This window comes from Weissella thailandensis, from assembly GCF_001932615.1.
Classification (GTDB): domain Bacteria; phylum Bacillota; class Bacilli; order Lactobacillales; family Lactobacillaceae; genus Weissella; species Weissella thailandensis.
The window spans coordinates 1,036,383-1,058,980 of record NZ_CP014332.1 but is presented as its reverse complement, the minus strand read 5'-3'; the positions used below and the strand labels follow the sequence as shown (position 1 = coordinate 1,058,980).

The 22,598-nt window shown below is 37.7% G+C and carries 17 protein-coding genes and 1 other RNA gene; 13 read left to right on the top strand and 5 right to left on the bottom strand.

Going from position 1 to position 22,598, the window contains the following annotated elements:
- The first annotated feature begins 46 nt into the window (after window positions 1-46).
- The 4 genes from FOL01_RS05125 (at window position 47) to FOL01_RS05110 (ending at window position 5,703) form a co-directional block, all read left to right on the top strand.
- A complete protein-coding gene (locus tag FOL01_RS05125; protein WP_075269662.1) occupies window positions 47-2,878 on the top strand; it encodes an ATP-dependent DNA helicase DinG, 3'-5' exoribonuclease type in 2,832 nt (943 codons plus the stop codon).
- A gap of 83 nt (window positions 2,879-2,961) precedes the next feature.
- Window positions 2,962-3,474, top strand: a complete 513-nt coding sequence (locus FOL01_RS05120) for a cell wall elongation regulator TseB-like domain-containing protein (protein WP_075269661.1) — start codon at window positions 2,962-2,964, stop codon at window positions 3,472-3,474.
- Between the two features lie 27 nt (window positions 3,475-3,501).
- The gene (gene asnS, locus FOL01_RS05115) at window positions 3,502-4,797 is read left to right on the top strand and encodes an asparagine--tRNA ligase (RefSeq protein ID WP_075269660.1); all 1,296 of its coding nucleotides are present in this window, start codon (window positions 3,502-3,504) and stop codon (window positions 4,795-4,797) included.
- Window positions 4,798-4,962: 165 nt separating this feature from the next.
- On the top strand, window positions 4,963-5,703 hold the full coding sequence (locus FOL01_RS05110) for a DnaD domain-containing protein (RefSeq protein ID WP_075269659.1): 741 nt from the start codon (window positions 4,963-4,965) through the stop codon (window positions 5,701-5,703).
- Between the two features lie 198 nt (window positions 5,704-5,901).
- Here the strand turns inward: FOL01_RS05110 and FOL01_RS05105 are convergent, their stop codons facing one another.
- Together FOL01_RS05105 and recU are read right to left on the bottom strand one after the other, a co-directional pair.
- Entirely contained in the window at window positions 5,902-8,235 is a 2,334-nt protein-coding gene (locus FOL01_RS05105) for a PBP1A family penicillin-binding protein (protein ID WP_075269658.1), read from the bottom strand.
- Entirely contained in the window at window positions 8,232-8,858 is a 627-nt protein-coding gene (recU, locus tag FOL01_RS05100) for a Holliday junction resolvase RecU (RefSeq protein ID WP_075269657.1), read from the bottom strand. The genes FOL01_RS05105 and recU overlap by 4 nt, the downstream gene beginning before the upstream one ends.
- A 114-nt stretch (window positions 8,859-8,972) precedes the next feature.
- On the opposite strand from recU, the gene FOL01_RS05095 reads away from it, so the two are divergent.
- The 9 genes from FOL01_RS05095 to uvrB all read left to right on the top strand — a co-directional run bounded on the left by FOL01_RS05095 (window position 8,973) and on the right by uvrB (window position 20,154).
- Window positions 8,973-9,542 (top strand): SLOG family protein, encoded by a 570-nt coding sequence (locus FOL01_RS05095; RefSeq protein ID WP_075269656.1) that lies wholly within the window; start codon window positions 8,973-8,975, stop codon window positions 9,540-9,542.
- An 87-nt stretch (window positions 9,543-9,629) separates the two neighbouring features.
- On the top strand, window positions 9,630-10,052 hold the full coding sequence (gpsB, locus tag FOL01_RS05090) for a cell division regulator GpsB (protein ID WP_075269655.1): 423 nt from the start codon (window positions 9,630-9,632) through the stop codon (window positions 10,050-10,052).
- Window positions 10,053-10,076: 24 nt separating this feature from the next.
- An RNA gene (rnpB, locus tag FOL01_RS05085) (RNase P RNA component class B) lies at window positions 10,077-10,450 on the top strand.
- 103 nt (window positions 10,451-10,553) lie between these two features.
- Complete coding sequence (locus tag FOL01_RS05080; protein WP_075269654.1) at window positions 10,554-11,687, top strand: THUMP domain-containing class I SAM-dependent RNA methyltransferase; 1,134 nt, start codon at window positions 10,554-10,556, stop codon at window positions 11,685-11,687.
- Between the two features lie 35 nt (window positions 11,688-11,722).
- The gene (gene pcrA / locus FOL01_RS05075) at window positions 11,723-14,002 is read left to right on the top strand and encodes a DNA helicase PcrA (protein WP_075269653.1); all 2,280 of its coding nucleotides are present in this window, start codon (window positions 11,723-11,725) and stop codon (window positions 14,000-14,002) included.
- Window positions 14,003-14,016: 14 nt separating this feature from the next.
- A complete protein-coding gene (ligA, locus tag FOL01_RS05070; RefSeq protein WP_075269652.1) occupies window positions 14,017-16,044 on the top strand; it encodes an NAD-dependent DNA ligase LigA in 2,028 nt (675 codons plus the stop codon).
- Window positions 16,045-16,085: 41 nt separating this feature from the next.
- Entirely contained in the window at window positions 16,086-17,285 is a 1,200-nt protein-coding gene (locus FOL01_RS05065; protein ID WP_075269651.1) for a CamS family sex pheromone protein, read from the top strand.
- A 102-nt stretch (window positions 17,286-17,387) separates the two neighbouring features.
- Window positions 17,388-18,023 (top strand): YfbR-like 5'-deoxynucleotidase, encoded by a 636-nt coding sequence (locus tag FOL01_RS05060; protein WP_075269650.1) that lies wholly within the window; start codon window positions 17,388-17,390, stop codon window positions 18,021-18,023.
- 115 nt (window positions 18,024-18,138) lie between these two features.
- Window positions 18,139-20,154, top strand: a complete 2,016-nt coding sequence (gene uvrB, locus FOL01_RS05055; protein WP_075269649.1) for an excinuclease ABC subunit UvrB — start codon at window positions 18,139-18,141, stop codon at window positions 20,152-20,154.
- Between the two features lie 88 nt (window positions 20,155-20,242).
- On the opposite strand, the gene FOL01_RS05050 is transcribed toward uvrB, so the two are convergent.
- From FOL01_RS05050 to FOL01_RS05040, 3 genes are all read right to left on the bottom strand, one after another.
- Window positions 20,243-21,709, bottom strand: coding sequence for a peptide MFS transporter (locus tag FOL01_RS05050; protein ID WP_075269648.1), 1,467 nt, complete (start codon window positions 21,707-21,709; stop codon window positions 20,243-20,245).
- Window positions 21,710-21,902: 193 nt separating this feature from the next.
- A complete protein-coding gene (locus FOL01_RS05045) occupies window positions 21,903-22,157 on the bottom strand; it encodes a hypothetical protein (protein WP_075269647.1) in 255 nt (84 codons plus the stop codon).
- A gap of 3 nt (window positions 22,158-22,160) precedes the next feature.
- The gene (locus FOL01_RS05040) at window positions 22,161-22,586 is read right to left on the bottom strand and encodes an HIT family protein (RefSeq protein WP_075269646.1); all 426 of its coding nucleotides are present in this window, start codon (window positions 22,584-22,586) and stop codon (window positions 22,161-22,163) included.
- Window positions 22,587-22,598 lie beyond the last annotated feature (12 nt).

Sequence of the window (22,598 nt, the reverse complement as noted above, 5' to 3'; positions counted from 1 at the left end):
CTATAATCTACATAAGATTACTAAGAGAAAGTCGTGGTACGTCTCGATGCTAAATAAGGACATCTATGCGGTTGTCGATCTAGAAACAACCCGTACAACGAGCGAATCAGGTCGCATTATTCAAATTGCGATAGCGTTCGTACAAAACAACAAAATAATTAATCAATTTTCAACACTAATAAATCCTCATGAGTCTATTCCTCGTAATGTTGTCCAACTAACAGGTATTGATTCAGAAATGGTAATGGGAGCGCCTGCATTTGAAGATGTTGCTGAATCAATTCATACGATGTTATCTGGTACTATTTTTGTTGCCCATAATGTCAATTTTGATTTACCATTTTTGAACGCAGAATTTCAGCGGGTTGGTATGCCCGCTTTAGACGTTATAGCCATCGATACTGTCACGCTGAGCCAAATTGTTTGGCCAACTGCACCGGGATTTCGATTGGTTGACCTGACGTCCTACTTATCATTAACACATGGACGGCCACATCAAGCAGATAGTGACGCTTTAGCTACAGGTACGCTACTGGTTGAAATTTTTACGCGCCTCGAAAAATTACCAATGGTCACGCTACAGTCACTGGCCGATTTACCGTTAGTATTACCTCAGAACACAAAAATTGTGTTCGAAAAGGCACTTTTCAAAGCAAAGACGTTGCGGGAGCCACTACCAAAACAATTACAAGTCATTGATGGTTTAGCAATTCGACGTTTTAGCAATCCAGAGCCACTGGTAAGTAAGTCCAATATGGCTTATCCGGCAAAACGAGCAGCTAAGCAACAATTATATGGTAAAAAGTTAGTCTATCGAGAACAACAAGCAAAATTAATGAATGCTATTAATAAGCATTATACTAGCGATTCATTATCAGAAAATCCTGGTGAATCAGCCTTTATAGCTGAAGCACCAACCGGTATGGGGAAGACGATAGGCTTCTTACTACCATTTGCTTATCTTGCTAATCAAACCCAAAAGAAAGTAATTGTTACAGAGCCAACTATCACACTCCAAACGCAAGTGACGGAAACCGTCAATTCAACACTGCATGATATTCTACCGTTTGAAGTCCGTGCTGTTAGCCTCAAAGGACGTCGACAATATTTGAATTTACAGAGTTTTAAACGTTCACTACAAATTGATGAAGGAACAACCTCATTACAATTTATCAAAGCCCAAATTTTGGTTTGGTTAACAGAAACAGTTAGAGGAGATTTCGATGAATTGCATTTAATGAATGCGCAAGATAAATTTATTGCAAAGTTATCTCAGAATGCCAACAATCCGACAGGTTCACCGTTCTATGGTTATGAATTTTTTGAGCGACAGTATGTGCTTGCAGAAAATGCACAATTTTTAATTGTTAATCACAATTATTTAGCAGAGTATGCCAACGAATTAGGTACTTCGCAAAACAAGCCTTATCTCGTTATTGATGAAGCACAAAATTTGCCAGGCGCTGTTTTAAATCAAAGTCGTCATCAATTACCAATCCAGACTTGGCTTGCCCGCGTGCAAACTGCTATTAATTTAATCCTGCAAGATGCCAAACCTGCTATTGGCGACATTTTGCGACACATAATTGGTGGTGAACAGCTAAAAAACCGTCTACTACGTTCTTTAGAAACACTGTCAGCTGAAATACCACAAATACAAGTCTCTCTATACCGTCGCTTTTTACTAAACAAAAAAGCACCTGCAACACAAAGCAGTTATGAAATAGCCTTGTCGAACAATGATTTTGCACAATTTTGGGTCGATCAGGCTAATCATGTTAAAAGTATCCACAAAGCTGTTTTTAATCTTGAAGACTCATTGCAATCATTGTTGACCCAATTCAGTGACGCAAAAGGGGTGTTCTCATTAGGAGAGCGGCAACAACTAGCTGATTTTCGACGGTTGTTAGATAACATTAGTCAGTATGAAAAACAACTAACCACCTTCCAGCAGGATTTAGTCGATTTTCCAGATGCAAGCATTTTTTGGATAACAGAAACGCAAAGTCACGATAGCAGTAACCTAAAATTGAGTGGGGGATTGTTACACACGTTGAATTATTTCGAAGAACAAGTTTATCCACATTTTATGTCACCCACAATTATTGGGGCAACGTTATTCACATCAACAAAATCTGGATATTTATATGATCGTTTAAATTTGGATAAAGAAACGGCCACAGTACGTCATTATCCTGATATTTTTGATTTTAAAAATCAAGCTGATTTAATTATGGTGAAAAACGCACCCTTGCCAACCAGTAAAGATTTTTCAAATTATCTAGCAAGGCAATTAGTAGATATCACAACCTCTGTCAATCAAAACACACTTGTTTTGTTTAATTCGTTAGACACTATCCAGCAAGTCTATACTCAAATACAATCAAATCAAAAATTTCAACGTAGTTCACTAACGTTATTAGCTCAAGGAATTACGGGTACCCGTGATAAAATAAAAAAGCGAATGCAGTCTGAAGACGGACTTGTCGTACTGGGTGCTGCAAGTTTTTGGGAGGGTATCGATTTACCTGGTGATCAGCTGCGACTGCTCGTTATTGCTCGGCTACCATTTGATCGTCCCAATACAGTATTACAAAAAGCAGAAGAGGCAGTCATAAGTTCAGAAGGTAAACATCCGTTCTACCAAAGCACTTTACCTAAAGCAGTTTTGAGATTACGCCAAGGCATCGGTAGGTTAATTCGAACACCTACGGACTACGGTGCGGTCATTATATATGATGCACGTATTTTGACTAAATCATATGGAAAGACATTACGAAAAATGTTGCCATCAAACTTGCCACAAAAAGAATTAAAAGATTCTGAAATAGTACAAGAACTAAAAGATTTCTTTGATACACATCATAAATATCTTTAATAAGACGGCGAATTTTGGTAAAGTAGTAAGTGGTTTATTTTTACAGTGGGCAGAAACTATTCACAGCAAAGGAGCTTAGTAATATGGAGATGCGCTCAACGGTACACGGACGCCGTGGTAAGCGGCTTCGACGCTGGTTACTTGGTATTCTGATATTTTTAGTCATTATTTTGATTGGTGTATCAGTATTAGGTGAAGCACAGAAACCTGTTGATACAGCAAAAGACCGTGTCACAAAAATTGCAAAGCAATCAGGCAAGTTGACTACAGTATCAAAATTTTATCGTATCTCTAGACAGAAAGTTTACTACAGTGCTGTTGGAGAAAATAAAAAGAATCAGAAAATCGGTGTTATTGTTCAAGGAAAATCGGATAAACTAACAACTATTAACATGACGGATGGTTTATCTGAAAAACAAGTTAGAAACTTACTAAACAAGCAATTGCATCCGAAAAAGATAACAAGCATTGGCTTAGCACTTTATAAAAAAGTGCCAGTTTGGCAATTAACTTTTGTTGATAAGGACGATAATTTAAACTTCATTACTTATCAGTTCTCAGATGGTAAACAAGTTCAGTCAATTCGTCATTTATAAAAATAAATAATAAGGGAGCTCAAAACGATGGAGACAATTCGCATTGAAGACGCGAAAAATTATGTTGGCCAAGAGGTACGTCTAGGTGCCTGGTTAAGAAACAAACGTGGATCAGGTAAAATGCAATTTTTGCAATTACGTGACGGAACGGCTTTTTTTCAAGGAGTTGTTGTTAAATCTGTAGTTGGGGAGGAGATTTTTGCTAAGGCAAAAGCACTTTCACAGGAAACGAGCATGTACTTGATCGGAACAATCGTTGCCGATGAACGCTCACCATTTGGATACGAGTTACAGGTTAAGGATCTTACAGTCGTTGGCGCTTCAGAAAATTATCCAATCACACCTAAGGAACATGGAACAGATTTCTTGATGGATCATCGTCATCTTTATCTGCGTCATATCCAACCATTTGCAGTACTGCGCATTCGAAATACATTGATTGCCGCAACTTATGAGTTCTTTAATAAAGAAGGATTCATTAAAATCGACTCACCACTTTTGACTGGCTCAGCTCCTGAGGGAACAACCGAACTGTTCCATACTGAGTATTTTGATGAAGATGCTTATCTATCTCAAACAGGTCAGTTGTATGCAGAGGCTGGTGCGATGGCTTTCGGTCGTGTATTTACCTTCGGTCCAACGTTTAGAGCTGAAAAATCTAAAACACGTCGCCATTTAACTGAATTCTGGATGATTGAACCAGAAATGGCTTGGATGGACCAAGAAGATTCACTTAAGATACAAGAGCGTTATATTTCATACCTAATCCAATCAGTGTTGGATCGGAATGAGTATGAATTGGACCTACTTGGTCGTGATAAAGACTTACTAAAGTCATATACACAATTACCATATCCACGTGTATCTTACGATGATGCCGTTGAACTATTGCAAGAAAATGCCTTCGATGTAAAATGGGGTGTTGATTTTGGTTCTCCTGAGGAAACTTTCTTAGCTAATCATTTTGCTAAGCCTGTCTTTATCACGAACTTCCCTAAGGAAATCAAGGCATTCTACATGAAGCGACACCCTGATCGTGATGACGTTGTTATTTCAGCTGATTTACTAGCACCAGAGGGCTACGGTGAAATCATTGGTGGGTCAGAGCGTGATACTGACTTTGATTACCTGGAGAAGCGAGTTAAAGAACAAGGACTCGATGTTGAAGAATATTCTTGGTATCTAGACTTACGAAAGTATGGTTCTGTACCACATTCAGGATTCGGTCTAGGTCTCGAACGTGCAGTCACTTGGATTACTGGTGAAGAGCATATTCGTGAAGCAATTCCGTTCCCACGTACTATGAACCGTCTATGGCCATAAACTAAATATAAATACTGTTAGACCGCTATGAATGTTGTTAAATCAATGTTTGTGGCGGTTTTTGTTTGTTCTGATATTTTAATACACTATGAAACTCAGTATTCATTGTGACTTTTGACTATGTTATGCTTATAATTGATATTTATGAAAAGGTGGCCGACAAAAATGACAGTTGATCAAGATAACGTATTAGCATTTTTAAATAATGGTCATACGACATTAGATAATTTTCTACTCTTACATTACCGAGAAATCGGTATGAACAATGAAGAATTGCTTGTATATATCCAAACTAAGGTGGGTATCGATCAAGGTAATCGCGAACCTAGTACTGAATTGATTAGCCAAGCGATTGGTTGGCCAGCTAAAAAGGTTTTTTCATATTTAGATTCGATGCGTAAAAAGGGGTTAGTGAACTTCAAGAGTCGTCATGCCAGTGATGGAAAAGTGACTACTGAATTAGACTTTAATCCGTTATATATTGCCTTATTAAATATAAAATCAGGTGGTAATAGTGCTAATGAACGTGTTGCTAATCAAGGTATGCCTAATTTGGAGAAGGAACAAACAGAACGGGCAGATATTTATAATTTGATTGAACAAGAATTTGGACGGCCTTTAAGTCAAATTGAAATGGAAACTATCAAACAATGGTTTGACATTGACCATTTTGATCCAAAATTTATTAAAGCTGCTGTTCAAGAAGCCGTTTTGAATGCAGCACTCAACTTAAGATATATTGAAACCATTCTTGTTTCGTGGCAAAAAAAGAATTATCACTCTCTCAATGATATTAAAAATGAGAGGCAACAACACCGACAGTACAAACAATTACAAGATGATGAAGTTGTTGATATCCCGACAAATGTTGACATTTTAAATGTTGATTGGAATAAATTTAAATAAAAAATTGTTCATAAACACAAATATTGAACTGGTCCCGTAAGTTAGCGTAATTTCCTAAACTTACGGGACTTTTTATTTGGTTACAAAATAAAAACTGGTCGGAAATATTTCAGTTTAATACTGAAACTTTTCCGACCAGTTAAGTCTTTCAAACTTTACGTCAGTCTATTAACGTAAGTTCATATTTTTAAATTATTCTTATTGCGCGTTATCTCCGCCACCATTGTCTGTGGATGGTTGGCTTGATTCACTTGACTCACTTGGTTCTTCAGAAGTACTACTGCTTTCTGGCTCTTCAGAAGAAGAAGTTTGATCATCAGAAGACTCCGTTGTTTCTGATTCCTCTGATTCTTCTGAACTACTACTTGGTTCTTCGGAACTAGGTGTTGATTCCTCTGAACTACTGCTTGGTTGCGCACTAGATGAACTTCTTGATGGTGTAGACCTTGATGAGGACTTTCTAACCGCTTGGTTAATTGTCTTTTCCGAAGAAGTATCTGCACCAACAACTGAATACTCTTTGACACCATTAACGGTTGAACTCTTTACCGTATCTGGCATGTCCCAATCAGAACCATCTGCACCAGCACCAGACATAATGTAATCCATTAATGCCTTGTATACACGAAGAGGGGTAAACTGTTGCTCACCAGATGCTAATGAATGTCCTTCTTCATTAGGTTCATCGTAACCTGTCCAAACGGAAATTGCAGCCGTCTTGGTAAAACCAGTAAACCAAGCGTCTGAAGCAGATTTGTCTGGCATGTTCAATGAATCATCATAGGCTGTAACACCAGTTTTACCAGCTTGCGCATAATCAGACGTGTTAATAATCTTAGCATATGAATCCGTAATTACTGACTTCATCATGTTCGTCAACATAAATGCAGTTGATGATTTCATCGCTGTACTGCCTGAATTTTTAAACTCTTTTACAGCACCACTCTGATCAGTAATCTTTGAGATATATTGTGGCTTATAATACTCACCACCATTACCAAAAGCAGAAAAGGCGGCAGCTTCTTGCTCACTTGATACATCAATACCAATAGCACTTGAAGCAACTAATTTATCACTATTAATCGGAATTCCTAGTTTCTTTAGAAATGCAGAAGAATTGTCATAGCCAACTTCTTGCAATGTCTTGATAGCTGGTATGTTTCGTGATTGGGCAAGTGCCTTACGCATGGTTATCTTACCAAGATAAGAACGATCAGCATCGTAGACTGGTGTATTGGTACCAGGATACGTATATGCTGAGTCATCAACAGAATGGTTAGTTGACCAACTCAAGTTTTCGACTGCTGGTCCGTAATCAACCAATGGCTTAGCTGTTGATCCCGATGAACGATTTGTATTCGTTGCACGGTTTGAACCCTGGAGACCATTTTGCTTACGACCACCAATTTGCGCCATCACTTGGCCATTGTTTGGATTGGTTACAGTCAAGCCTACTTGCATCAAATCGTCTTTCCATGCCACATAATCATCTGTATTAGCAACATCGTATGCCCGTTGTTGCACATCAGAATCTAGATTAGTTTGTACGACTAAGCCATCTTTATTTAAGTCGTAACCTAAGCTACTCAACTTGTTTCGTACAGATGTAATATACGCATCATCAACCTTGGCATCTTCACTTTCTGAATCAACTGTATCATGATCAGAAGTCAAACCGGTTTTAATCGATGTCTGACTATATTTTGTGGCATCTGACTGAGAAATGACATCATTATTTGCCATAGCTTTTAGTACATCGTTACGACGAGAAGTGGCACCCTTAGGATTAGAGTAGGGGTCATAACCGGATGGTGACTGAGGTAGTCCCGCAAGTAATGCCATCTGTGGTACTGTCAATTCAGAAATATCCTTATTAAAGTAATATTCCGCAGCGGTTTTCATGCCGTATACACCGTTACCCATATATACCTTATTCATATAGAGGGTTAGTATCTGATTTTTCGAATATTGTTTCTCTAATTTAGTAGCCAACCAAGCTTCTTGTGCTTTACGCTTAAACGTTTGATCACTAGAATTAGTTGAAAATACCGTCAATTTAATTAATTGTTGCGTTAACGTTGATCCACCTTGGAGACCTAAGGAAGAACCTGTCACGTTAGCAAAGGCAGCACCCAAAATACGACGAGGGTCTACACCATGATGCTTGTAAAAACGACGGTCCTCAATTGAAACAACTGCCATACGCATCTTCTTTGGAATTTCATTTTGCTTTGCCGTTTCTCGTTTTGATCCTGTTGAATAGAAGACATCACCATCTTTATCTAAGAATTTCGTTTGTGATGTACCAACTAGCGCAGAATTAGTAACTTTAGGAGCCGAAGAAGCATAATATGCAAATAGTCCGGCACCCACAAAGCCACCAACTACAATTAAAATAACTATCGTCCAAAATGTATACTTTAAAATACGCTTCCATTTGGAACCAGACTTTTTAGGATTTGGCTGAGATGGCCGTTTATTATTTTTCGTGCTGTTACGTCCCCGTTCAACACGTGACATCTCTTCTGTCATACTAAGTTATCTCCTTTTTGTTCACGTCGTGCAAGAAGTTTATCCACTGCCGCTAAATAAGGGGTAGTCGGGCTGATTCTTTGCTCAATCAACTCACCTGATTTAACAATCGTTTCATATGGAATAGACTTTCTACCAGTAGCCTGATTATCCCAGTATTGGAAAATAAGGTCTGCCCACACAACGTAAGTTTCTTTTAAAACTGAAAATCTAATTATCATAAATGCTAATCCATGTTGTGCAGCAATGGCTTTCAAATGTTTGACTTGATGGTCATGGATATTATTTAAAGGAAACGAACGTTTATGACTTGTTTCCTTAGCATCAAAATCAATATAATATCCTTTGTAGATGCCATTGTAATCTGTTGTTGAAGCTTGACTAAAATATGCTTCTGTAATTTTAGCTGCAGAACGAGCCGGATAATTCACATTAACAATTCGAATAGGCGTTGGTTTCTTATGGATGACCGCTTGTCCAGTTGTTAAGTAGTAGCTATTCGCAGCATTTATATCAGCCTCTAATGACATTCCTCGCTTACTTTGCGAAACACCTTGGCTTACTCTTGGTTGTTTGAAAGATTTGCCGTTAAAGGAATGTCCATTGGGATAATTAAAAGCCATGACATACTCCTATAATTAAACTTTATCTTTGTCATTATAACAAAAGTCGCGCAATAGTAACAGTTCTCGTAAACTGACTAAAAATATAAAATAGGGAAAGAGGTATACAATTTAATGGATCGTATTTGGATAACTGGTTTTCGAAATTATGAATTGGGTATTTTTAACAATAAGGATCCAAAATTAACCATTATAAATTTTGCAATAAACAAACTTTTGACAAATGCCATTTATGACGATTGTAATTGGCTTATTACTGGTGGTCAGCTTGGTATTGAGCAGTGGGCAATTGAAGAAGCGCTAAATTTAAAACAAACAACATTTCCAGACTTTCAAATTGCTTTAATGACACCATTTGTCGATTTTGGAAAAAACTGGAAAACAGATAAGCAAGAAAAATTAACTAAATTAAAGCAATCTGTTGATTTTAGTAGTTCTGTATTTAACACCCCTTATGAAGGACCAAAACAACTAAAAGCTTACCAGCAATTTATGCTAGATCATACAGACAGAGCAATTATTTTCTATGACCGAGAGGCTGAGAATGCGCGAGCTCGTTTTGACTACCAAGCAATGAAAAACTATGCTTCAGAACACAACTATCCAGTTATGTTAATTGATTTAGATCGCTTACAAGATTATGCCGACGAATATCAAATGAGAAATTCTGATTATTTGGAATAAGAAATATTATTTTTTGCATAACTAACTTTGTCATCTATAGAGAAAGCTGGTAAACTAAAGTAAGAAGAAAACTAAGGAGTGCAAGTGATGGAAAACGTGCAACATACTCGTGAAGAAATTCTAAACAAGGATTTTAAGAAAACACGTATTGGTACCGGTTACGATATAACGGATGTAGATGCTTATTTAGATGAGATTATCTCTGACTATCAAGCTTTTCAAACTAATATTAGTGAATTAAATAATCAAAACCAAAAACTAAAGGATCAAGTTGCTGAATTAACAAAGCAAGTTTCAGCAGCTCCAACGACATCGTCAACGCCAAAAGCTTCGCCAGCTCCTGCTGTTAATACAAATATGGACATTTTAAAGCGTCTTTCGAATTTGGAACGCCGCGTATTTGGTGCTTCATCTGAACAATTTAAGAAGAATAAAGAAGCAGATAATGATAAGGCAGAAGAAGTGGAAGATGTAATTGTTAAAGAAAATAGTACACAATCTGCTGAATAAGTGTATAATGGTTATTCGTGATGTGTTAGTGGGTGATTGCGTGTGGCTTATGCTGCATGAGGAAAGTCCATGCTCGCACTAACTGTGATGTTAGTAGTGTTCGCGCTAGCTGAAAAAATAAGGCTAGGCATTCAATGATTTGAATGATGGCCAGCCAAAGATCTAAGGATTTTATCTATGATTTAGTAAGCTGCTAAGGTGCCACAGTGACGAACCATCAAAGAAATGCGATGGATGGAACGCGGTAAACCCCACGAGCGGGCAACCCAAACTTTGGTAGGGGCGCTTGACCTAGCGAAAAGAAGTGATGGTCGGGGAAACAGAAATGTTTGAGATAGATGATTACCACCAAATAAAGATTGCCAATTTTTATTTGGAACAAAACATGGCTTATAGCTAATACATCAGGCAGCCGGCGTCCTTGTGGCGTCGGTTTTCTTTTTGCCCAAATTTTTAATCTCATTTATAATGAAAAGTATCAACTTGAAAAGAGAACTGAATATGAAAAACTTTAAATTAATGGCAACAATGGGTGCTGGTATGGAATCACTAGTAGCCCGTGAGCTGAAAGAAATGGGCTATGCTACCGAAACAGAAAATGGACGTGTTTTCTTTGATGGCACAGTTGAAGATATTTATCGCACAAACTTATGGCTACGTGTGGCTGATCGTATTAAAATAGTTGTGCAAGAATTTGATGCCAAAACTTTTGACCAATTATTCGAAAAAACAAAAGCTTTCCCATGGGAAGATTTATTACCTTATGATGCCAATTTCCCAGTAAATGGTCGTTCAAAGCACTCTATCCTACACTCTGTACCAACTGTGCAAGCAATTACTAAAAAAGCAATTGTTAAGCGCTTGTCTGAAGCTTATCATGCTCACAGTTATCTGCCAGAAACTGGTCAACGCTATGTTTTGGAAACGGCAATCGACAAAAATCATGTCATGATTACCCTAGATACGACTGGTGACTCATTGTTTAAGCGTGGTTATCGTACCGAAAAGGGTGGGGCCCCATTAAAAGAAACCATGGCGGCCGCATTAGTCAAATTAGCCCATTGGTTCACCGATAACCCATTTGTTGATCCAACAGCTGGATCAGGGACGATTGCCATTGAAGCTGCTTTGATAGGTCGTAATATCGCTCCTGGTTTAAACCGTGAGTTTGATATTACTGATTGGGACTGGTTTGATAAAAATATTGGTCAGACGCTAAAGGCACAAGCACGCAGTATGATTAATTTTGATGAGCCCTTAGATATAACCGGTTATGATATCGACGAAAATATGATTGAGATTGCACAAGCTAACGCTGAAGCCGCTGGCGTCGGTGAGGATGTAACATTCAAGCAATTAGCCGCAGCAGATTGGTCAACTGACAAAATCAATGGTGTCTTAGTTGCTAATCCACCTTATGGGGAACGACTTGGTGATGAAGATGCTGCCCGTCAACTTTATAGCCAAATGGGCTATATTTATAACAAGATGCCAACATGGTCTAAATATATTTTGACATCAGACGAAGAATTTGAAACTGCCTTTGGTAAAAAAGCAACTAAAAAGCGTAAGTTGTACAACGGTGCTTTAAAAGTTGATTTATACCAATATTGGGGTAAAAAAATTCGTAATTAATCAAGCGATATTTGCAATTCGAGAGGAGACAGACTATGAATCCGTTACTTGCGGGTATGAATGATAAGCAAGCTGAAGCTGTTAAAACAACAGAAGGGCCATTGTTAATTATGGCTGGTGCGGGTTCTGGAAAAACACGTGTGTTAACCCATCGCGTAGCTCATCTGATACAGGATTTAGATGTTTTGCCATGGCGTATTTTAGCGATTACATTTACCAATAAAGCTGCCCGTGAAATGAAGGAACGTATTGGGCAACTGGTTGATGAAAACGACGCTAATGCTGTTTGGGTGTCAACTTTTCACGCCTTGGCAGTTCGTATCTTGCGCCGAGACATTGATAAATTAGGATATAAAAAAGACTTTTCTATTATTGATGCTAGTGCCCAGCGTACTTTAATAAAGCGCATTCTAAAGGACCTTAACGTAGATATTGAAAAATACACGCCACGTTCAGTTCTGGGTGCTATTTCTAATGCTAAAAATGTCATGGAAACACCTGAAGAGTATGCTAAAAAAGCATCTGGTCCATTTGAAGAAATTGTTGGCAAAACATACAAAGAATATCAACATCGTTTAGCTTTAGCCCAGTCATTAGACTTTGATGATTTGATTATGCTAACAATTGAGTTACTACACAAAGACCAAGAGGTACTTAGCTACTATCAAGAAAAATTTCTTTATGTGCATGTTGATGAGTACCAGGATACTAACGATGCGCAGTATGAATTAGTGACGCTACTTGCCGCTAAGCACCGTAATTTGGCAGTTGTTGGTGATTCTGATCAATCAATTTATGGCTGGCGTGGTGCGAACATGCAAATCATTTTGAATTTCAGCAAAGAATATCCTGACGCCAAAACAGTCATGCTAGAACAAAATTATCGATCAACGCAAACAATTCTGGATGCTGCTAATGCTGTGATTCGTCATAATAATGAACGAATTGCCAAAAAGCTTTGGACAGATAATGGTGAGGGTGAAAAAATCACCTATTATCGTGGTCAATCCGATCGATCAGAAGCACTATTTGTTATCAAAGAAATTCGTGATGCGGTTAATGCGCAAAAATATGACTACAAAGATTTTGCCATTCTATATCGAACTAATGCGCAATCACGTGGTGTCGAAGAGGCACTAGTTAAAGCAAATATGCCTTATACCGTTATTGGTGGTTCTAAGTTCTATGACCGTAAAGAAATTCGCGATATTTTGGCCTATTTGTCATTAGCCACAAATCCAGCAGATAACGAAAATTTCTTGCGTATTGTTAATGAACCTAAACGTGGTATTGGACAAACTTCTCTAGAGAAGCTACGCCGCTTTTCTTTGGAAAAAGGTTGGACGTTATTAGATAGTGCAGCTAACGCCACTTTAATTCCTAGTCTTTCTGCAAGAGCAGCCAATAAATTAACTAATTTTGCTACAATGATGGCGACATTTATCGAACAAATGTCATTTGATTTGAGTTTGACTGATTTAACAAAATCTATTTTAGAAAAATCCGGCTATGAAGCACAACTCAAGAAGTCACCAACACCAGAAAATGAAGGGCGTCTCGAGAACTTGTCTGAATTTTTGTCAGTTACTGAAGAATTTGATAAAAATTATGAACCAACTGATGAAAGCATCTCAAAATATGTTGATTTCTTAGGTGAATTAGCCTTAGTCTCTGATTTAGACAATGTCGATGAAAATAGTAATAATCAGATCACGTTGATGACCCTGCATGCTGCAAAAGGATTGGAATTCCCTGTCGTCTTTCTTGTTGGTATGGAAGAAAATATTTTCCCATTATCAAGAGCAGCTGCGGACGATGAACAACTTGAAGAAGAACGTCGGTTGGCCTACGTGGGAATTACCCGCGCCAAAGAAAAGCTATTTTTAACAAATGCTTATTCGAGATTACTTTATGGTCGAACAACAAGTAACCCAGCTTCTAGATTTATTGATGAAATCGATGCACAATTAATCAATGAAAAATATGATGGTACTGGGTTCCAACCTACTAATCGTGAAAGAGATTTGCCATTTAACAAACGTTCTGTGCCTGCACAAGGTGTCACTTTTAGTGGTCGTAAGCGTCAGCAACCATTGCAACGTACCAGTCAATCAAAGCCCAACGTTACAAATACTGGCGCTGAGAAAAAGGATTGGGTAATCGGCGATGCAGTGCAACACAAAAAGTGGGGTATTGGTCACGTTATTAAAATTACAGGTGAGGGCGAAGATAAAGAATTAGATATCGCTTTTCCAGATCAAGGTATTAAGCGTCTATTAGCTGCCTTCGCACCAATCAATAAAGTTGAAAAATAGACAGGAGATTGATCATGACAGAGGTTGCGCAAATGGACTTAACTGAAGCTGCTGAGCAAATAAAGAAATTACAAAAGCAGTTACAACAATGGGCGAAAGAATATTATGAAAATGATGCGCCAACTGTTGAAGATTCTGAGTATGACCAAGCTTATAAGCATTTACAAGAGCTTGAGACAGCCTTCCCAGGATTAGTCAGTCCGAATTCTATAACACAACAAGTTGGTGGACATAAAACAAAGTCGGAACTACCCAAAGTTGTACATGAAGTCCCCATGCTCTCTTTGGGAGATGTCTTTTCATTTGATGAATTGACTAACTGGATGGTAGCCACTCAAAAATCATTTATCGAAAAGCTAAGCTATAATGCAGAGTTAAAAATCGATGGTTTGGCAATAAGTTTGGTATATGAAAATGGTAAGCTGGTACAAGCTTCTACACGTGGTGACGGAAACATTGGAGAAGATGTCACTAAAAACATTAAATACGTTGATGACATCCCTAAACAGTTAAACGAACCATTGTCCATTGAAGTTCGTGGTGAAATATACATGCCAAAACAGGCTTTTGTTATCTTAAATGAAAGTCGTGAACGCGAAGGATTGCCAACATTTGCAAATCCACGTAATGCGGCAGCTGGTTCACTGCGCCAATTGGATCCACTCATCACAAAGCAACGTAAATTGTCAGCATTTCTTTATCAAGCAATCGACGCAACACAAGTTTTGAATGTTACAACGCAATCTGAATTGCTAGCACGACTGCGTGATTTAGGATTACCGACAAATAATACAAATGCTGTAGTGACCAATATAGAAGATGTTGAAAATTATATCGTGTCACAAACCAATAACCGTGACTCACTATCATATGGTATTGATGGCATTGTAATTAAAGTTAATCGCTTAGATTATCATGAAGAGTTAGGAAACACCGTTAAAGTGCCAAAATGGGCGATTGCATACAAATTCCCACCTGAAGAGTCAGAGACAGTGATTCGAAATATTGAATGGACCGTTGGACGTACCGGTGCGGTTACACCGACTGCAGTCATGGATCCAGTCCAGCTCGCAGGAACAACAGTTTCTCGAGCTTCACTACACAATGCTGATTATCTGCAACTAAAAGATATTCGTATTGGTGATACCGTGACGCTCCATAAAGCAGGTGACATTATTCCCGAGGTCGGAAAAGTTATTATCAACCAACGACCAGAAACAAGTGTCGTATATGAATTGCCTAACGATTGCCCAGCTTGTCACCAACCACTTGTGCATGTTGATGGTGAAGTTGCGTTAAGGTGTATTAATCCAGCTTGTCCTGCACAAGTACAAGAATCATTGACTCATTTTGCTTCGCGAAACGCTATGAATATCGATGGACTAGGTCCAAAAATCATTTCACAATTATTAGCACATGGATTGATTACGAAAATAACCGATTTATATCGCTTACGCTATGATGATTTGATCAACTTAGACAAATTCGGTGACACAGCTGCAAATAACTTATTAAATGCCATCGATTCGTCTAAAAACAATTCTGTAGAACGTTTATTATTTGGCTTAGGTATTCGAAACGTTGGTGCAAAGGCTGCTAAAACAATTGCGGCAAAATTTGGTAATTTAACTGCAGTATCTGAAGCAACCGCTGACGATATTGCCCAATTGCCAGGTATGGGATTAACCATAGGAGACAGCATTGCGCAATATTTTGCAACAGAGCAAGCAAAACAATTACTAAATGATTTTGTAAATCTTAATGTTAACCTAGAATTTACTTCTCAAACAGCAACTATCGATAATCCATTGTTTTCAGGTAAAAAAATTGTATTAACTGGTGCATTATCTCTATTTTCAAGACGTGATGCGTCAGCATGGCTAGAGTCACAAGGGGCTACTGTAGCAAGTTCAGTTTCTAAAAAAACAGACTTGTTGATTGTGGGTGAGAATGCTGGTTCTAAACTCACAAAAGCCCAAGATTTGGGCATTGAAATTTGGTCAGAAAAACAATTGCGTGATACTATGGATAGTAATCAATAAATTTCTAAGCGAAACGCGGTTTAGATTAAAGGAGAACACGTATGCGTGCAGTAAAATGGCTTTCTACCATTGGTGTTGTTGCGGTGTTGATTGCAGCACTAGTCTTCTTTGGAAACTTCTTCTCTAAGAATTCTTCCTCAGTTTCAAATTCAAGTAATAGTGGAAAGACAACAACCACAGCAACAAAATCAAGTAGTTCAAAAAAGGGAATTCAGATAACCGAAAAGAATAACGATTCGTCTTATCAAACGGTGATTAAAAATGGTCGTTATTTGACAAGTAAAGCCAGAGGTGTTTCTGCAACCCAACAAAACAACACCTATAACCAAGTTAGTTTTGAAAATGGTCTACAGGACTTTGCAAAGGAACACTTCAGTACTTCTAAATATATTTTCCAAGAAGGACAATATCTAACAACTGATACAGCGAATAACTGGTTGGATCGTAAATCAAACGATAACCCAACCGGTTTGAACCCTGAAGATAATGGTAAAACTGATAATAGTCGTAATCCAATCTACTTACAAACGATTGAAGAACAAGACTTTATGACTAAAGATGGTAATAATTTGAAGTTAAACGGAATTGTTCTTGGACTTGCTATGAATACACAGGACACCTATCAAAAAGAGCAATACGGCTCAAATTATACGCAGGACATCAGCAATGCTGATCGTATTCAACAAGGTAAGCAAATGGCCAATGAAGTTGTTAAACGGTACCGTAACATGAGTGGTATCAGCAATGATATTCCTATTTATGTTGCCATGTATTCGCAATCAAAGGATGATTCATTGGCAGGTGGTAGCTTCTACAGTTGGAATGTTTCAAAGTCAGGTAACAACCTTGGTAGTTGGACAGATATTAAAGATCAAACTGTTGTATTACCTATGCAAACTGGCACTGGCGATGAGAAGTCTGTCGCAAAAAAGCTAAATAAAAGTTTCACTAGCTTCTCAGAAAATATTCAAAGTTTCTTCCCTAATCTATCTTCAGTTACCGGACAAGCATCATACGAAGGTAATAACTTAAAGGGATTGGTGGTTGACGTTTCAACACAATTCTATTCAGCAACTGAAATAGAAAGTTTTGCTAATTATATCGCGCAGAGTGCACCTAATTATCTACCAACAGGCGTGCCTGTCAAGATTAAGATAGAAGCTTCAACTGGTATGCAGGCATACTTAATTCAGGGATCAGATGATAGTAAATACAAGGTTACTATCCTAAACTCATATTAATACAATGAAAAGAGTCACAGCGATGTGGCTTTTTTTCTTGCTTTTCTATACACTTAACAGTAATATGATACAAATGTATATTTTATGAGGAGGCATATACTAATGGGAATGCATCAATATTTATCAGGCTTGAATGAGTTAGAGATGATTACTCGTGCACCAGGATATTTTAAATACCAACCACATTCGGTTGCAGCTCATTCTTGGAAAGTAACTGAGGCAGCTCAATTTCTTGGAGATATTGAAGAGGCACATGGCAAAGACGTTGATTGGCGTATGTTATATGAAAAGGCATTGAATCACGATATTACAGAACGTTTTATCGGTGATATCAGAACACCCGTTAAATATGCATCATCTACTTTACGACATATGCTTGCCGATGTTGAAGACACGTTGTCTGATAATTTCATTAATACCGAAATACCTGAAGAGCTACAAGATGTCTACACTCGTCGATTGCATGAAGGTAAAGACGATACCCTAGAAGGCCGCATTCTTTCAGTTGCAGATAAAGTTGATTTGCTATATGAAGCATTTGGTGAATTACAAAAAGGGAACCCCGAACCTGTATTTACAGAAATCTATAAAGAAAGTCTTGAAACGATTTTCGCTTTCCGGGATATGCCCAGTGTCGCTTACTTCATCAAAGAAGTATTACCTGAATTACTAAATGAACATTTTCCTGGTTCTGAAAAATTACAACGTATTTATATCGGTATTTTTAATGCTGACTAGTTTGTTATAATGACGTTAGTAGTTTGCAAATTAGAATTAATAAGAGCAGCTACAGAATATGAACTAATTCAGCTGCTCTTTTATTTTTAGCAAGCAAGAAAGTAGGATAGCATAAATGTTTAATCGTGATACTGATAATGAATACGATTTAGTTTCGAAATACCAACCCACCGGTGATCAACCTGAGGCGATTACAAAATTAGTCAACGGTTTAAAAAATGGTATCAAAGAACAAGTCTTACTAGGTGCTACCGGAACAGGGAAGACATTTACTATTTCAAATGTCATTGCACAAGCAAATAAGCCAGTTTTAGTATTATCACACAACAAAACCTTGGCGGGACAATTATACGGTGAATTCAAAGAATTTTTCCCGAATAATGCTGTTGAGTATTTTGTTTCTTACTATGATTACTATCAACCTGAGGCGTATGTTCCTTCATCAGATACTTATATTGAAAAGGATTCATCTATTAATGATGAGATTGATAAGCTCCGAAATTCTGCAACTGCCTCGCTACTAGCGCGGAACGACACAATTGTGGTTTCCTCAGTTTCGTCAATCTTTGGTTTAGGTAGTCCAGAACAATATTATGACCATGTTATTAATGTCCGTGTTGGAGACATTTTAGAAAGAAATGATTTCATGCATCGGTTAATAGATATTCAATTCCAGCGTAATGATATTGATTTTCAACGTGGGCGTTTTCGTGCTAGAGGTGATGTTTTAGAGGTATTCCCGGCATCATCTGATTCTAAAGCACTGCGAATTGAATTTTTTGGGGACGAGGTAGATCGTATTCGTGAAATTGATGCGCTAACGGGAGAAATAACGTCCGAATTAGATTTGGCCACAATTTTCCCAGCAACGCACTTTATGACAAATGACGCAATTCGTGAGCGTGCTTTAAAAACAATTCAAGCCGAATTAGATGACCAGTTGCAAAGTCTTGAAAAAGATGGCAAATTACTTGAAGCACAGCGACTTAAGCAACGCACTGAATATGATATTGAAATGATTCGAGAAATGGGTTTCACCACCGGTATTGAGAATTACTCACGTCATATGGATGGTCGTAAACCTGGCGAACCACCATTCACACTGTTAGACTTCTTCCCAGATGATTTTATTATTATCGTTGATGAGTCACACGTAACGATGCCACAAGTTCGTGGTATGTATAAAGGTGACCGTGCTCGAAAAGAAACCTTAATTAATTATGGTTTTCGACTACCATCAGCTCTTGATAATCGGCCATTACGGCTCGAAGAGTTTGAAAACCATGTTAACCAAATTATTTACATGTCGGCTACGCCAGGTGACTATGAAAATGAACGCGTACCAAAAGAGAACGTCGCTCAACAAATCATCCGTCCAACTGGACTACTTGATCCTGAAATTGAAGTTCGGCCGGTTATGGGTCAAATCGATGATCTAATTGGGGAAATCAATAAACGTGTGGCGAATGAAGAACGTGTTTTTGTAACTACCTTAACTAAAAAAATGGCTGAAGACCTAACTGACTACCTAGAAGATGTTGGTATTAAAGTTAAGTATCTACATTCAGACATTAAAACTTTAGAACGTACCGAAATTATTCGTGATTTACGAATTGGTAAATTTGATGTGTTGGTTGGGATTAATCTATTACGTGAAGGAATTGACGTTCCCGAAGTATCATTAATTGCTATTCTAGATGCGGATAAAGAGGGCTTCTTACGTAATACCCGGTCATTGATTCAAACAATTGGTCGTGCAGCACGTAATGAAAATGGTCATGTGATTATGTATGCAGATTCCGTTACCGCTTCAATGCAATCGGCTATGGATGAGACATCTCGCCGTCGTAATATACAAATGCAATATAACGAAGAACATAACATTACACCACATACCATTAAGAAAGATATTCGAGACTTGATTTCTGTTAGCCATGAAGTGGATAATGATTCAAAAGAAGAGGGTAGCTTTACTGATGTTGCCTTTAAAGACATGGCACGTGATGATCAAAATGCGATGATTGCCAATCTTGAAGATCAAATGCGCGCTGCTGCCAAGCGCCTTGATTTCGAAGATGCTGCCAATCTACGTGATGCAGTCATGGAACTAAAATTACAAATAGGCAAATAGCATATTTAAATTAATTAAAACGCCCCATAAGTATTAGCGATAAAAATCTAATACTTATGGGGCGTTTTATATAAATGTGTATTTTTATTTAATTAGTTTCACTTAAACTGTCATTCAAAATTTTTATTTTCTTAGTTGCAACCCATAACAACAGGCCGGCCAACACAGTAATAAAACCAATTATCAAAAAGTAGGTAACCTCTGTATCAGGTGAATAAAGCTTAACTAATTGTGCATTAGCAGCTTGTGCAGTAGCATCTGACAAATTCCAAACTGTTAACATTTGCGCTTGGAATGCAACTGGTGCCATTTTAGCTGATGCTGATAAACCAACTGGTGAAATCAACATTTCTCCAACCTCAACTAGTGCCCAAGAGGCAACTAACCAAAGTGGATTGAAATGATTATTTACACCGAATAACATCCCTGGGAATGCCATCCATACGTATGATAATCCTGCGAATACTAGACCCAAGGCGAATTTTACGCCAGTTGCTGGTTGTCTATCACGTAACTTCTTTGACCAAAGCCAAACGAAGAAAGGTGTGAATAGCATAATAAACAATGGATTTAGTGACTGGAACCAAGAAGCTGGGATGCCATGTAGAGCCGTTTGATTTGCTGCAAAGAGTGCCAAAACAACTGAGCCTTGTTCTTCAATAATCCAGAATAACATAGCAGCAATAAACAACGGAATATAAGCAATGACTTTACGACGTTCAAATTTCGTTGTCTTACTTGACGTAAGCATGACGACAAAGTAAACAACTGGTACCAAAATAGCCACAGCCGTTAACACATTAATAATCGAGTCAATGTTTAACGAGTTTGTACCCTTTAAAGTAAATAAGATTAAAATAATTGCAATAAGTATCAGGCCAAGTTTCCAACCTAATGATTTCATTTCTTCAGGTTGTAATGGTGATGGCGCTTTTCTTGAAACATTACTTAAATGCTTACGTCCATCAACCGTATATTGAACTAAACCAATAAACATACCAATGGCTGCTAATGAAAAGGCAACATGAAAGTTAACGTTGACTTGGAACCAACCCACCAAAATAGGTGAGACAAAAGATCCTAAATTAATACCAAAAACATAAATAGAAAATCCTGCGTCTCGACGTTCATCATCCTTATCATAAAGATTTCCAACCATCGTGGCAACATTTGGCTTCAATAATCCTGTCCCTAAAGTAATTAGGACAATCGAACCAAAGAGGCCAGGTGCTCCAAGTGGCATTGATAAAGCAATGTGACCAAACATAATGAGCACACCACCGTAAAATACTGTCCGCCAAGAGCCTAAGACACGATCTGCCAAATAGCCACCAATTATACCAGATAGGTAAACCATCGATCCATAAATGGACATAATTGCTGCACCAGTAACCGCGTTAAATCCTAGGCCACCCTTATCGGCAGCATATATCATATAAAATAACAGTATGGCTCGCATACCGTAATATGAAAAGCGCTCCCACATTTCAGTAAAGAACAAAGTCATTAAACCTCGTGGTTGACCAAAAAATGAGGCGCTATCTTTCTGATTCATCAAAAAAACCTCACTTCACATTAAAAAATGTGCATATTTATTCTAAAAAACGAACGTTTGTAATTTTACGCTCATTCAAAATGAAAATCAATTGCATAATTAACCATGTGGCGGGTCATAATTACTTTGAAATTTAACCCCTCAAAATAGGAAAAAGGCTGGGATATTTTTTGTCCCAGCCTGTCCAACGTATTTATTTTTTATTTTTTGGAAAAGCAGCTAAGGTTTCTGTAATTCGTGTTTGTGCTTCATCAATACGATCAAGATGTGGTTTGTTTTTAAAATCCAATTTTTTAAGTTGAACTTGTAAATCGCTTGCCAACTCATTAATATCATTAACAGAATCTTGAATATCTGATACTGACTTTTTTATCGCATTAACAGCATCTTTTTCACCTTTAACTGCATTTTTCAAATCATGAAATCGTATTTTTGCTTTTTCAAACATAAATTAATCCCTTTCAAATTGTTCAGCAATTTTTTGTGCTCTTTCTTGATAGATTTCTTCTGTCATCTTATCACTATTATCCAGTACAGGGATATCATAACCATCATCAACATAACGTGGTAATAAATGAAAATGTGAATGGAAGACTGATTGACCAGCTGCTTCACCATTATTATTAATGATATTTAATCCAATAATTCTGTCATCACTTGCTTTAATTGCACGGGCAATTTTAGGAAGAACACCTAATACACGCGCAGCTAGTTCTTCATCATATTCATAAATATCAGCAACATGTTTCTTAGGAACAACCAACGTATGACCAGGGGTTGCTTGCGTCAAATCTAAAAATGCTAATACATCATCATCTTCATATACCTTATATGAAGGAATCTCACCATTAATTATCTTATCAAATACATCTGACATCTTATATCCCTC